Here is a 13,177-nt window from a genome sequence, read left to right as displayed (position 1 = left end):
TCAGCGGTACAAATAATATGAGCGAGATTGAGTTATTTACCACCTTGGAGGGTGGAAGCATCACTTCACCTAACGGTTTTAGGTCCGGAGGATTGCATTGTGGATTGAAAAAAACAGATCGCAACGATCTCGGAGTGATTCTGTGTGAAGTTCCGGCAACGGCTGCGGCCGTGTATACTACGAATGTTTTTCAGGCGGCCCCGCTGAAAGTGACTCGGGAAAGCCTTTCGAACGGAGTATTGCAGGCGGTTATCGTGAACAGCGGGAATGCCAATGCCTGCACAGGCGAACAAGGTGAAGCAGATGCTTATGAGATGCGCGCTGCTGCGGCTCAGCATTTAGGTGTGGCCGTTAATGATGTGGCTGTTGCTTCGACTGGAGTTATCGGTGAACTGTTGAAGATGGACTGCGTACGTACCGGAATTACTGCAATACCAGAGAAGCTGGACGGAGGAGCTATTGGCGCGGAGGAATTCTGCCAAGCTATACTTACCACTGATTTAGTTAAAAAAGAGATCGCCGTGAAGGTGCTCATTGGCGGTGTAGAAGTTACAATTGCCGGAGCTGCAAAGGGCTCAGGGATGATCCATCCTAACATGGCTACCATGCTTGGCTTTATGACCACGGATGCTGATATTGCAGCGGAGGATTTACTTAGTCTTTTACGTTCAGCTACGAATGTTACTTTTAATATGATTACAGTCGATGGAGATACTAGCACCAATGATATGTTAGTGTCGATGGCGAGTGGGCTTGCCGGTAATGAGAAGCTGACACGGCTGCATCCGGATTGGGACGCTTTTGCTGCTGGATTCACTTATGTGTGCCAGACGCTTGCCAAAGCGATTGCTCGAGATGGCGAAGGTGCAACTCACCTGATTGAGGTTCAAGTGAATGGTGCTGTTCATGATGAGGCGGCGGCAGCGATTGCCAAGACAGTGGTTGGTTCTAGTCTAGTGAAATCTGCTATTTTTGGAGCGGATGCGAACTGGGGGCGGATTATTGCTGCGGTTGGACGCGCGGGTGTTCCGGTATCGCCGGAGCATGTGAACATCTCGTTAGGGGATATTGAGGTGCTTTTGCACTCGAAGCCAGTCGCTTTTGACGAGGAAAAGGCTTTGGCCTATTTGCAAAAAAGTGAAACTGTGCTGATCACTGTAGATCTGCATGATGGAAGTGGAAAAGCAACGGCTTGGGGCTGTGACCTAACTTACGATTATGTGCGTATTAACGCCGCATATCGCACTTGATTTATGGCGTGTTAAGCCCATAAGGGAAGGATATCGATTATATGACGCTAAATAGCGAGCTTGAACTTATAGATGCTTTAGATGGTAGTGGATTGTTTGTAATGAAATGCGGCGGCAGTACGCTTGCGGCTCTACCTGATTCTTTTTTTGAGGATTTGCGAGATTTGCAGGAGGAGGGCATTCAGCCAGTAATTGTTCATGGTGGAGGGCCAGCCATTTCCGAGAATCTAGCGAAACTGGGCATTGAAAGCAGCTTTGTGAATGGCCTGCGAGTAACCACCGAGGAAGTACTAGATGTTGTAGAGATGACGCTGGCAGGGAGTATAAACAAGGCGATTGTCCGGCGAATTCAAGGGAGTGGCGGTCTAGCTCTGGGGCTTTCGGGCATCGATGGCAATATGATTATTGCTAAACCAGTGGCGAACAGCGCCGAAGTAGGTTTGGTAGGAGAAGTAACGGAAGTTAAGGCTGAGATCGTAACTGGTATTGTTGGGATGGGTTATATTCCTGTCATTGCACCTATCGGAGTAGATGCAGCAGGTCAGCGCTACAATATTAACGCAGATACGGCAGCAGGGGCAGTTGCTTCCTATGTGGAGTCTCCCAAAATGATCGTCGTCACAGATGTGCCAGGCATCTTGAGTACAGTGGAAGGTGAAAAGATTGTGCTTCCCTCCGTTACTGTACAGGAAATCGAAGCCTTGATCAAAAGTGGGGAAATCTACGGTGGCATGATCCCCAAAGTTCGGGCAGCTATCGATTGCATTCAGGGCAGCGTATCAGAGGTTATCATTGTGGATGGAAAAGAACCACGGGTGCTTAGTCGAGTACTGCAAGGTGAAGCGATAGGTACACGTATTATTCGTTCGTAGAATCATAGATGAATACAAATTAGAGGCGCAGCCTGTTCACAGGAGCAGCCGATGGGAGAGTGACTTAGAATGAGCAAGCTTACACAAGCGGAGTTGGATTCGCAAGCAGGGGCACAGCAGACCGATACAGTAGGATCAGGTACATCGGATGTTGCAGCAGGCAAGCTGAGTGCAGTGTTCCCTTCTTACGCCAGATATGATATCAGCTTAGTTAAAGGCAAGGGCACCTGGGTATGGGATGATAAAGGCAATAAGTATCTGGATTTCACCAGTGGATTGGCTGTGACCAGTCTAGGTCATGCTCCTGAAAAAGTCGGCGCTAAGCTGAAGGATCAGATTGATACGCTCTGGCATGTCTCGAATCTGTTCCATATTCCGGGACAAGATAAAGTTGCCAACCTTCTGACAGAGAATAGCTGCGCTGATCAAGTATTTTTCTGCAATAGCGGGGCAGAAGCGAATGAGGCTGCTATTAAGCTGGCCCGCCGTTACCATCAGAAGATTAAAGGTGTCGACCGTTATGAGGTTATCACATTCGAACAATCCTTCCATGGACGTACACTGGCAACACTAACAGCTACAGGCCAGCAAAAGGTAAAAGAAGGCTTCCTGCCGCTTCCAGCAGGTTTCAAGACCGTACCCTTGCATGATCTCCCAGCGTTAGAAGCTGCTATCGGAGATCATACAGCTGCTATCATGCTGGAGATGGTACTTGCAGAGGGTGGCGTGCTTGAGGTAGAACCTGAGTTCTTGAACGCTGTAGTGGCCTTGTGTAAGAAACACGGATTGCTTCTGATTGTAGATGAAGTACAGACAGGTATGGGACGTACAGGCAAGCTGTTCGCTCATCAGCATTATGGAATTGAACCGGATATTTTCACCTTGGCAAAGGGGATTGCTAGTGGGTTCCCGGCAGGTTTAATGCTTGGCAAAGGATATTTGCGTGAAGCCTTCTCAGCGGGCAGCCATGCGTCCACCTTCGGGGGAACACCGCTAGCAACAGCTGTTATGGCAGCGACGATTGAGACGATGCTGGAAGATGAGCTTCCACAGCGCGCCGAAGAAATGGGTAAATACCTGACAGGTCTTTTGAAAGAGAAGCTGGCGGACTGTTCTTTTGTGAAGGATATCCGTGGTAAAGGGCTGTTGATCGGGATTGAATGTCAATCCCCAGTAGGCGATATTGTACTGGCTGGACAAAAGAAAGGCCTGTTGTTCGTGACAGCCGGTCCTAATGTTCTTCGTCTGCTGCCTAATCTATATGTAAGCAAAGAGGAGATCGACCAAGCGGTGGACATCCTATGCGAACTCATTCATACTTATGCTAAACAAGCAAACGGGGAGGTAAGCTCATGAGTCAGGGCGTACAGAGTAATAAACACACCATTGCGCAGCAACTGAAAGGCCGTGATTTACTGGAGCTGAACGACTACAGCCCGGAGGAAATTACGTATCTGATTGATTCGGCGATTGAGCTGAAGAAGAAACAGAAAAATGGCGAAGAATTTCAGCCGCTGAAGGGAAAGACGATTGGTCTTATTTTTGAAAAATCCTCTACACGTACGCGTGTGTCGTTTGAAGTTGGAATGTATCAGCTGGGAGGGCATGCCCTTTTCTTGAGCAAAAATGATATCCAGCTGGGACGCGGAGAAACTGTTGGAGATACAGCGCAAGTAATGTCGCGTTATCTCGACGGGATTATGATCCGTACCTTCGGTCATGACAAGGTTGAGGATCTCGCTCGTTATGCCTCTATTCCCGTAATCAACGGTCTTAGTGACCTGGCACATCCTTGCCAAGTGCTGGCCGATTATCAAACGATTTATGAGCACAAAGGAAAGCTCAAGGGCCTGAAGCTGGCTTACATCGGCGATGGCAACAATATGGCGCATTCCTTAATGATTGGCGGAGCTAAGCTGGGCGTGGACGTATCTATCGCCGGACCGGAAGGTTATGAGCCAGATGCAGCGGTTGTCGCAGAAGCTCGTGAGATCGCTAAAGAAACCGGAGCGAAGATTGTGGTCACTCGCAGCCCGCAAGAAGCTGTACAAGACGCTGACGTCATCTATACAGATGTATGGGCGAGTATGGGCTTCGAGGAGGAGCAAAAGGCACGTGAAGCGGCATTCAAGGACTATCAGGTCAATGAGGAGCTTGTAAAAGGCGCTAAGAGCGACTATCTCTTCCTGCACTGCCTGCCAGCCCACCGTGAGGAAGAGGTCAGCACAGGCGTGATTGACGGCCCTAACTCGGTGATCTTTGATCAGGCTGAGAACCGCCTGCATGCGCAAAAAGCTTTAATGGCTGCGTTGATGAGTTAAGGAATTTAAAAAATATAAAATATAAATCACTATATAAATTGAATTAATGTTGGGCGAAGTTAGACTTTGGACGATGGAGTAATGGAGCGGAATTTTTGGAACTGTAGGAGCGTAGCGTTCGCCTTTATCATCAGATTTTATCCGCACAATGCGGTTTGAAATAAAAGAAATCTGATGATAACAGCGACCGGAAGTCCAAATATTCAGTGTAATTGCGATTTATCGTCAGAGTGCTGGCAAAGGCACGTTTATTTTAATTTATATAGCCCACACGAAAGGAAGTTGCCACACCATGGCTAAAGAAAAAATTGTACTCGCCTATTCCGGCGGATTGGATACATCTGTTATTTTAAAATGGCTTAAAGAGACTTATGACGCGGAGATCATCGCCTTCACAGCCGATATCGGCCAAAAGGAAGAGCTCGACGGTTTGGAGGAAAAAGCACTCGCTACTGGCGCATCGAAAGTATACATCGACGACCTGCGCGATGAGTTCGCTAGCGATTTCATCTATCCAATGTTCCAATCTGGTGCCCTTTATGAAGGCCAATACTTGCTCGGAACTAGTATTGCTCGTCCATTGATCGCCAAGCGCATGGTAGATATCGCCATCGCTGAAGGCGCAACGGCTATCGCGCACGGCGCGACAGGAAAAGGGAACGACCAAGTCCGTTTCGAGCTTGGCGTAGCTGCATTGGCTCCGAACATCAAGGTGATTGCACCTTGGCGTCTGGAAGAGTTCCGCAATCAATTCCCAGGTCGTGCGGAAATGATCGCTTATGCGGAAGCTAATGATATTCCGGTACAAGCCTCTGCGGCGAAGCCGTATTCGATGGACCGTAACCTGCTGCACATCAGCTATGAGAGCGGCGTACTGGAAGATCCTTGGTTCGATCCAAGTGCACCAGAGAACAAAGGAATGTTCCTGCTGAGCAACGCTCCTGAGGATGCTCCGGATGAAGCGGAATATTTGGAGCTCGAATTCGTTAAGGGAGACTGTGTAGCCCTGAATGGTGAATCCTTATCCCCACTTCAAGTTATGGAGACACTGAATGAGCTAGGTGGTAAACACGGTATCGGGCGTGTGGATATGGTTGAGAACCGCTTTGTCGGCATGAAGAGCCGCGGCGTGTATGAGACTCCAGGTGGAACAATCCTGTTCGTCGCTCATCGCAAAATGGAATCCATCACGATGGACCGTGAAGTGATGAACCTGCGTGACAGCCTGATCACTCGTTACAGCACTTTGGTGTATAACGGTTTCTGGTTCGCTCCAGAGCGTATCGCACTGCAAGCTCTTGTAACACAGAGCCAACAAAATGTAACGGGTACTGTTCGTCTTAAACTGTACAAAGGCAACATCATTGGCGCTGGAGTGAAGAGCCCAGTCAGCCTGTACAATCCTGAGATTGCAACGATGGAAGCTGATCCTACACAAGCTTATGATCAAGGGGATGCCACTGGTTTTATCCACTTGAACGCATTGCGCCTTAAAGTTTCTACAGGTGTAAATGGAGCTTCTAAATAGTACGATAACATAAACTTAAACGGGCAACCCCGAAGGCCGTTCCTCCCGTCAGGATAGGAGCGGCCCTCTGGCGTCCAAGAGGAGGAAACTACAGGTGAGCAAGCTTTGGGGCGGACGGTTTACTAAAGGAACAAACAAGCTGGTGGAGGAATATACGGCTTCCATTGGCTTTGATAAGGCTTTGGCCAAAGAGGATGTGCAAGGCAGTCTGGCACATGTCACGATGCTGGGCAAATGCGGAATCCTTCCACAAGAAGACGTGGAAACAATCAAACAAGGTCTGAACAAAGTGCTGGACAAGGTCAATGCTGGAGAGGTTGTTTTCTCAGTATCGGATGAAGACATCCATATGAATATTGAAAAACATCTGATCGAGGAAATCGGTCCAGTTGGTGGTAAGCTGCACACAGGACGTAGTCGTAACGATCAAGTGGCGACGGACATGCACCTTTATTTACGTGGACGTGTAGTTGAGCTAGTTAGTTTGCTGCATGAGCTGCAGGAAGCTTTGATCGAACAAGCAAAAGACAATGTGGAGACTATCATCCCTGGTTATACGCATTTGCAACGGGCACAGCCGATCCTGTTTGCTCATCACTTGCTGGCTTACGTATCGATGTTCCGCCGCGATGCAGAACGTCTGACGGACAGCTACAAACGGATCAACGTGCTGCCACTCGGAGCAGGAGCCCTTGCGGGAACGACCTTCCCGATTGACCGTCACTTTGTAGCGGAACAACTGGGTTTTGACAGTGTGTATGAGAACAGTCTGGATGCTGTCAGCGACCGCGATTTCATCGTGGAGTTCTTGGCGAATGCTTCCCTTATCATGACACATCTATCCAGACTCAGTGAGGAACTGGTGCTGTGGAGCAGCACGGAGTTCAGCTTTGTAGAACTGGATGATGCTTTCTGCACAGGCAGCAGCATTATGCCGCAGAAGAAGAACCCTGACGTACCAGAACTGGTACGGGGCAAAACAGGCCGCGTTTACGGCAACCTGATTGGCTTGCTGACGGTGCTGAAATCATTGCCACTGGCTTACAACAAGGATATGCAGGAAGACAAAGAAGGCATGTTCGATACGGTTACTACGCTGACTGGTGCACTGCAATTGTTCGCGCCGATGATCTCCACTATGAAGGTGAACAAAGGTCGTATGCGTGAAGCTGTGAACACGGATTTCTCGAATGCAACGGATATCGCCGACTTCTTGGTAGGCAAGGGGCTTCCTTTCCGCCAAGCGCATGAAGTAATCGGGAAAACGGTACTCTACTGTATCAATGAAGGCAAGTTCCTGTTGGATTTGACGCTGGAAGAGTTCAAGCAATTCTCACCGCTGTTCGACGAGAATATCTATGCTGTTCTTCAACCGGAAGCTGTAGTTAACGCTCGTAACGTTTATGGCGGCACAGCCACCGTTCAGGTGAAGGCTGCAATTGAACGGGCAGAGCTGGCATTGCACGAAGCTAATGAATGGGTTGTACAACACGGAGACGCTATATTGTAAACCGTATCAATATCAAATCTCGCCTCAGACCTTTATAGGTGGCAGGCGGGATTTTTTTATTATCTAAATGAACTATGACTGGATTAGCAGTGATCTTTACGGTTATCCTTAGGCTAGGGATAGGAGGGTTCGTAGGTATGAACAGAGAGCAAATCCTAGACGAGCTTAGATCGGAATTAAAAGTAGGCAATCATATTATTGGAGTAGCCACCGGTGCTGGTATAACGGCAAAGTATGCGAAGCAGGGTGGAGCTGATTTCATTCTGATGTTAAACTCGGGTAAATATCGCCAGATGGGGAGGAGCTCTCTCGCTGGTATTTTACCATTTTGTAATAGCAATGATATGGTGATGGACTTTGCATCTAGAGAGATCATACCGTTGGTCAGAGATATCCCTATTATTTTTGGCCTCAATGCAACTGATCCGACAAAAGATATGGAATCCTATATAAGTGAAATAAAGAATAGAGGCTTTGCCGGCATTAATAATTACCCCACGGTGGGTTTAATAGATGGTCAATTTGGAGAAGCGCTCGAAGAAGAGGGGAATGGTTATCTACTTGAAGTAGAAGCCATAAGAATAGCTCATGAGAAGGATTTGTTTACCATTGCTTTTGTATTTGACGAAATCCAGGCAGCACAGATGATTGAGGCTGGAGCGGATATTATTTGTGCACATCTAGGTCTAACAGAAGGCGGGTTATTAGGCGCTAAAAAAGTATTCTCTCTGGAAGCTGCCAAGGTTAAAGCGGACAAGATATTTAATACATGCAATGAGCTAAAGCCTGATTTAATTAAGCTGGTTTACGGTGGTCCGGTGAAAACGCCAATTGATGTGCAATATATGTACAGCAATAATCAAAACTTGATGGGATATATCGGAGGCTCTGCTTTTGAAAGAATTCCCTCGGAGAAGTCCATTACGAATATAACCAAAGCTTTTAAAGTGTCGGGGACGCTGGATGAAGATGATTTTATGGTCAAAATGTTAGACGGCATCACAAAGCACTATGATTATGTTGAATTTGTAAAAGAATACGTAGCTCAAAATTATAGGAATGAGATCTTATTTGCAGATTTAGCTAAGGTGGCGCATGTATCCCGAAGTTATTTGAGTAGTTTGTTCACCAAAAAAGTAGGCTGCAGCTTCCAAACGTATCTCGTGCAATTTCGGATGGATAAGGCAGCGGAAATATTACATAGAGACCCTATCCAGTTATCTGAGCTAGCGCCATTAGTTGGATACCAGGATTATGCGCAGTTTAGCAAAATGTTTAAGAAGTATAAAGGGTTCTCTCCAAAACAATATAAATCTAACATAAACACAAAAACATAAGACATAAAAGCGTTTTCATCGATAAATCAAAGAAGTATGATTAACTCATAAGTTGATCATGCTTTTTTTGTTGTAGATATTTGAAGAGGAGGTTGAAGAAATGAAGACGATTGCTATTGCCGGAACTTTTGACACCAAGGGTGAAGAATATCTCTACATTAAAAATTTACTGGAAAGCTTGGAGCTGGGTACATTTACAATTCATACAGGTGTGTTTGAGCCCACTTTTACACCGGATATCTCTAATAGAGAAGTAGCAGCAGCCGCGGGTGTAAGTATAGATGAGCTCGTTGCCAAAAAAGATAGAGCACTAGCAACAGAATTATTAGCCAAAGGTATGGAAAAATTAGTACCTGAATTATATAAGCAAGGCAAATTTGATGGAATTATCTCCTTTGGGGGCACTGGAGGCACTTCACTTGTAACACCGGGTATGCGGGCATTACCTATTGGTGTACCTAAAGTGATGGTTTCGACCGTAGCTTCAGGGAATACTGCTCCATATGTAGGCACTAGTGATATTGTCATGATGCCATCCGTAGTGGATGTTGCCGGACTGAACTCTATTTCAACAAAGATTTTTACTAACGCAGCTTTCGCCATCGCCGGTATGCTTAAATTTGAGAATAAACAAGTGATAGAGAAAAAACCATTAATAGCTACAACAATGTTTGGGGTAACAACCCCCTGTGTGACGGCAGCCCGTAACTATCTTGAGGCTAGAGGATATGAAGTGCTTGTATTCCATGCAACAGGTGTAGGCGGCCAGTCCATGGAAGCGCTAATCGAGGCTGGTTTTATTGAAGGTGTATTGGATCTGACCACAACAGAATGGGCGGACGAAATTATTGGTGGTGTGCTAAATGCTGGACCTCATCGGTTAGAAGCTGCTGGAAAACATCATATTCCACAGGTTGTCTCGGTAGGCGCGCTTGATATGTGCAACTTTGGCCCTTATGATACGGTACCAGCGAAATTTGCTGGGCATAAGTTTTATAAACACAATCCAACAGTTACTCTGATGAGAACAACAGTAGAAGAAAATGAAGCCATCGGCAAAATGCTTGTCGAGAAATTAAATATGGCCAAAGAGAAAACGGTGTTAATGCTGCCGCTTAAAGGGATATCCGGCATTGATGTTGCAGGGGAAGCTTTTTATGGGGTAGAGGAAGATCAAATGTTATTTGATACCTTAAGAAATGGTGTAAACAGAAATGTTGTCGAGGTTATCGAAATGGATTGTGCCATTAATGATGTGGAGTTTGCAGAAGCAGCAGCGCAGAAGCTAATAGATCTCATGAGCAAATAAGGCTTTTATAAGATAAATAAATATTTAAATGGAGGCGTTACACATGAACAAAAATACAAGAACTGAAATCATGGCGAAGTTTAGAGAAGAAGTGGCAAATGGAAAGATTCTTTTAGGCGTGGGAGCCGGCACAGGGATTACTGCAAAAAGCAGTGAAGCTGGCGGAGCAGATATGCTGATTGTTTATAATTCAGGAAGATACAGAATGGCAGGCCGTGGATCACTGGCAGGGTTATTATCTTATGGGGATGCCAACCAAATTGTGGTCGAAATGGGCTCGGAGGTATTGCCTGTTGTAAAAAACACCCCTGTATTAGCAGGCGTATGCGGAACGGACCCTTTTAGAGTAATGGAAGTTTATTTAAAACAACTTAAGGAACAAGGTTTTAGCGGCGTGCAAAACTTCCCAACCGTAGGTTTGATCGATGGCGTGTTCAGACAGAATCTAGAAGAGACCGGCATGGGATATGGTTTAGAAGTAGATATGATTAGAGCTGCGCATGAATTGGATATGCTCACCACTCCTTATGTATTTGATCCTGAGCAAGCAAAAGCCATGGCAGAAGCAGGCGCAGATATTTTGGTGGCACATATGGGCTTGACTACCAAAGGTACAATTGGAGCTAAGACCGCTCTGACATTGGATGATTGTGTAGAAAGAATCGAAGCGATTATTAAAGCAGGGAAAGCAGTAAATCCAGATATTATGGTGATTTGTCACGGTGGACCGATTGCAGAGCCGGAAGATGCGGCGTACGTAATTGAACGGACAGAAGGCATAGACGGATTCTTTGGTGCATCGAGTATTGAAAGATTTGCTGCTGAAAAAGGAATCACAGAACAGACTGGATTATTTAAAAATATCACCAAACAAGCATAATTGCCTTCGGCGTCCTTATAATTAAAAAGAACCCTCCGAAGAGGGCAATCTGAGTAGAACAGATATTAAGATGCAGCTTATGGCTGCATCTTTTTGTTGTCTATTAAGTACAGCTAGTTACTTTTTAAAGGTAGCCATGCCAGCACATCGCGGATTTTGGCATCCCAGTATCCCCATTCATGTGTCCCCGGACCTTCTTCATAGGTTAAAGAAAGTGAGGTTGCCTGGCAAGCATCGCGGAATCTCAAGTTATCGGTGTATAGGAAATCTTCTGTGCCACAGCATTGATACAACGCTGGTTTTGGTCCCGTGGAGCGGTTCACTTCCTCAAGCAGCCAAAGAAGGTCTTCCGGCGTTCCGGCGGTATCTTCTTTTCCGAAGATCATTTCGTATTCTTTGCTTTTAGTGGTAGCACCTTCCCCGTTCAAGAAATTATGCGCCATATCAAGTGCTCCAGACAAACTCGCTGCCGCTGCAAAAGACTCGGGTTTACGCAGTCCCAGCTTAATTGCTCCATAACCACCCATCGACAACCCGGCTACAAAGTTCTCCTCGCGTTTATCGGAAAGCGGGAAAAATGAGCGCGCCAGCATCGGCAACTCCTCACTAATGAAGGTCCAATAACGGCCTCCCATCGCCATATCTGTGTAGAAACTGCGGTGCACATTCGGCATTACCACAGCTATCCCCATCTCCGCTACATACCTTTCTATAGAAGTCCGGCGCAGCCAGATCGAATCATCGTCAGACAAGCCATGCAGTAAATACAAAGTAGGGTGAAGATCACCTCTTGTTACATTACTCATCCCGATTTGTGTAGTTGTTTTTTGCGGCAAAATTACAGTCATTGAGGTATTCAAACCTAGTACTTCAGAATAAAATTTGCACTCTATTAAAGCCATTTCATTCATCTCCTCTCTTTCCAAATCATAGCATAGACCTAAAGTGAGAGATATTGTAGAAATATCTGAATTATAAGGGTTTTGAGGATTGCTGTAGCTGGATATGAGAGAATATAATGGAAGTAGAAAATTTAGGAAAAACGTGCAAATACGAAAAGTATTTTCATAGGCGAGAGGCGGAAAGTAGGATGAAACCGGGCCTAAAGCAGGAAAAAGGATTTACGTTAATCGAAGTGCTGGCAGCTATTGTAATTTTATCGATAGTTTCACTGGTGCTTACGTCTTACTTTACTAACGCCATGAGTTACTCTAAATCGAACCAGAACAAAACGATTATGGTCAATCTGGCGCGAAACGCGCTGTTTTATGTGGAGAAGCAGGATTTTGAGGCGATGAAGGAATTTTTTATAAAGCAGAATCATGATGCGATAGAGGCGGCGAAATGCCAAAAGGATACGGATGATTCTCTGAAATGTGAGGATTACAAGGGGCTTGTTCAGGATACAGAAATCTTAAACCAGGTTTTGAATCCTGCAATAAATGGTGTGAACTATCAAATAGATATTAAATATCAGCGTGATCTACATAACCAAAGCTTGGAATCTAGTGATCCGGAGAAACAAAATATGGCAGTATATTTGTTACCTGTGTTGGTCAAAGTCAGCAGAGCGAATTCTTCTGGCGGACCTGAAAGTGAACCTGTTGTGGAGGGATATATTACCGATGAGAAAATTCGTTAATCTTCTTCGCAGAGAAGGCGGCTTTACCTTAGTGGAGCTAATTGTGGCACTATCGTTGTTTACAGTTGCAGCGGGAATTATTTCGGGGATAACAATGCTGGGCTTACGAAGCTATCATAAAATATCGATTGAAAACTCATTACGAGACGAAGGTGATTTGTTAATGTCGGCGATTATAACGGAGTTGTATACATTTGCTCCTGAGAAGGTCACTCCAACTATTCTCAAAAATGATGCAGGGACTATTATTGATAGCTACATTACGTTAGAACGTCAGGATGGAACTAAGTCTCAGATTCGTATTGTTAATGGTGCTCTTACAATAGCAAATCCTGATGTAGTCGATCCACCAGTAGATGCAAGAACTGAGACGATATCTAAATTAGAACAGGGTTCTGCTATAACTTTAGAGTGTCAGAATAGCATCCCTTGTGATAGCGGCTTGATATCTATAGATTTATCGCTAGTTCAGAGCTACGACGGAAGGGATTACCCATTGGAGTTGAAAAGTAAATTCGGATTCTAGGA

At 45.7% G+C, this 13,177-nt stretch carries 12 protein-coding genes; 11 read left to right on the top strand and 1 reads right to left on the bottom strand.

The window, feature by feature from the left end; translation table 11 throughout:
- The first annotated feature begins 17 nt into the window (after nucleotides 1–17).
- From argJ to MHB37_RS29340, 9 genes are all read left to right on the top strand, one after another.
- Complete coding sequence (gene argJ / locus MHB37_RS29380; protein WP_076192414.1) at nucleotides 18–1,250, top strand: bifunctional ornithine acetyltransferase/N-acetylglutamate synthase; 1,233 nt, start codon at nucleotides 18–20, stop codon at nucleotides 1,248–1,250.
- Between the two features lie 41 nt (nucleotides 1,251–1,291).
- Complete coding sequence (gene argB, locus MHB37_RS29375; protein WP_076192417.1) at nucleotides 1,292–2,122, top strand: acetylglutamate kinase; 831 nt, start codon at nucleotides 1,292–1,294, stop codon at nucleotides 2,120–2,122.
- Between the two features lie 69 nt (nucleotides 2,123–2,191).
- The gene (locus MHB37_RS29370) at nucleotides 2,192–3,478 is read left to right on the top strand and encodes an acetylornithine transaminase (protein ID WP_405168780.1); all 1,287 of its coding nucleotides are present in this window, start codon (nucleotides 2,192–2,194) and stop codon (nucleotides 3,476–3,478) included.
- Complete coding sequence (gene argF, locus MHB37_RS29365; RefSeq protein WP_036678521.1) at nucleotides 3,475–4,443, top strand: ornithine carbamoyltransferase; 969 nt, start codon at nucleotides 3,475–3,477, stop codon at nucleotides 4,441–4,443. Before MHB37_RS29370 ends, argF begins: the two co-directional genes overlap by 4 nt.
- A 292-nt stretch (nucleotides 4,444–4,735) precedes the next feature.
- Nucleotides 4,736–5,971 (top strand): argininosuccinate synthase, encoded by a 1,236-nt coding sequence (locus tag MHB37_RS29360; RefSeq protein ID WP_076123861.1) that lies wholly within the window; start codon nucleotides 4,736–4,738, stop codon nucleotides 5,969–5,971.
- A 94-nt stretch (nucleotides 5,972–6,065) separates the two neighbouring features.
- The gene (gene argH / locus MHB37_RS29355; protein WP_036678523.1) at nucleotides 6,066–7,481 is read left to right on the top strand and encodes an argininosuccinate lyase; all 1,416 of its coding nucleotides are present in this window, start codon (nucleotides 6,066–6,068) and stop codon (nucleotides 7,479–7,481) included.
- 137 nt (nucleotides 7,482–7,618) lie between these two features.
- Nucleotides 7,619–8,818, top strand: coding sequence for a phosphoenolpyruvate hydrolase family protein (locus MHB37_RS29350; protein ID WP_405168779.1), 1,200 nt, complete (start codon nucleotides 7,619–7,621; stop codon nucleotides 8,816–8,818).
- A 100-nt stretch (nucleotides 8,819–8,918) separates the two neighbouring features.
- Nucleotides 8,919–10,127 carry a Tm-1-like ATP-binding domain-containing protein gene (locus MHB37_RS29345; RefSeq protein WP_405168778.1) on the top strand — a complete coding sequence of 403 codons (1,209 nt, stop codon included), beginning with the start codon at nucleotides 8,919–8,921 and terminating at the stop codon, nucleotides 10,125–10,127.
- 43 nt (nucleotides 10,128–10,170) lie between these two features.
- A complete protein-coding gene (locus MHB37_RS29340) occupies nucleotides 10,171–11,007 on the top strand; it encodes a phosphoenolpyruvate hydrolase family protein (protein WP_038573568.1) in 837 nt (278 codons plus the stop codon).
- A gap of 113 nt (nucleotides 11,008–11,120) precedes the next feature.
- Here the strand turns inward: MHB37_RS29340 and MHB37_RS29335 are convergent, their stop codons facing one another.
- A complete protein-coding gene (locus tag MHB37_RS29335; RefSeq protein WP_076123851.1) occupies nucleotides 11,121–11,909 on the bottom strand; it encodes an alpha/beta hydrolase family protein in 789 nt (262 codons plus the stop codon).
- Nucleotides 11,910–12,097: 188 nt separating this feature from the next.
- Between MHB37_RS29335 and MHB37_RS29330 the strand changes: the two genes are divergently transcribed.
- A complete protein-coding gene (locus MHB37_RS29330) occupies nucleotides 12,098–12,649 on the top strand; it encodes a prepilin-type N-terminal cleavage/methylation domain-containing protein (protein ID WP_076192425.1) in 552 nt (183 codons plus the stop codon).
- The gene (locus tag MHB37_RS29325; protein ID WP_038573563.1) at nucleotides 12,633–13,175 is read left to right on the top strand and encodes a type II secretion system protein; all 543 of its coding nucleotides are present in this window, start codon (nucleotides 12,633–12,635) and stop codon (nucleotides 13,173–13,175) included. Before MHB37_RS29330 ends, MHB37_RS29325 begins: the two co-directional genes overlap by 17 nt.
- Nucleotides 13,176–13,177: the final 2 nt, after the last annotated feature.

The sequence above is a fragment of the Paenibacillus sp. FSL H3-0286 genome (genome assembly GCF_045040705.1).
GTDB classification, from domain to species: domain Bacteria; phylum Bacillota; class Bacilli; order Paenibacillales; family Paenibacillaceae; genus Paenibacillus_AQ; species Paenibacillus_AQ odorifer.
Note: the sequence above shows the minus strand (reverse complement) of the source record. Positions and strands in the feature narration are given on the sequence as shown.

Bases quoted from the DNA above. Each gene is read 5' to 3' on its own strand.
- argJ (WP_076192414.1), top strand. From the start codon at position 18: ATGAGCGAGATTGAGTTATTTACCACCTTGGAGGGTGGAAGCATCACT.
- argB (WP_076192417.1), top strand. From the start codon at position 1,292: ATGACGCTAAATAGCGAGCTTGAACTTATAGATGCTTTAGATGGTAGT.
- MHB37_RS29370 (WP_405168780.1), top strand. From the start codon at position 2,192: ATGAGCAAGCTTACACAAGCGGAGTTGGATTCGCAAGCAGGGGCACAG.
- argF (WP_036678521.1), top strand. From the start codon at position 3,475: ATGAGTCAGGGCGTACAGAGTAATAAACACACCATTGCGCAGCAACTG.
- MHB37_RS29360 (WP_076123861.1), top strand. From the start codon at position 4,736: ATGGCTAAAGAAAAAATTGTACTCGCCTATTCCGGCGGATTGGATACA.
- MHB37_RS29350 (WP_405168779.1), top strand. From the start codon at position 7,619: ATGAACAGAGAGCAAATCCTAGACGAGCTTAGATCGGAATTAAAAGTA.
- MHB37_RS29345 (WP_405168778.1), top strand. From the start codon at position 8,919: ATGAAGACGATTGCTATTGCCGGAACTTTTGACACCAAGGGTGAAGAA.
- MHB37_RS29340 (WP_038573568.1), top strand. From the start codon at position 10,171: ATGAACAAAAATACAAGAACTGAAATCATGGCGAAGTTTAGAGAAGAA.
- MHB37_RS29335 (WP_076123851.1), bottom strand. From the start codon at position 11,909: ATGGCTTTAATAGAGTGCAAATTTTATTCTGAAGTACTAGGTTTGAAT.
- MHB37_RS29330 (WP_076192425.1), top strand. From the start codon at position 12,098: ATGAAACCGGGCCTAAAGCAGGAAAAAGGATTTACGTTAATCGAAGTG.
- MHB37_RS29325 (WP_038573563.1), top strand. From the start codon at position 12,633: ATGAGAAAATTCGTTAATCTTCTTCGCAGAGAAGGCGGCTTTACCTTA.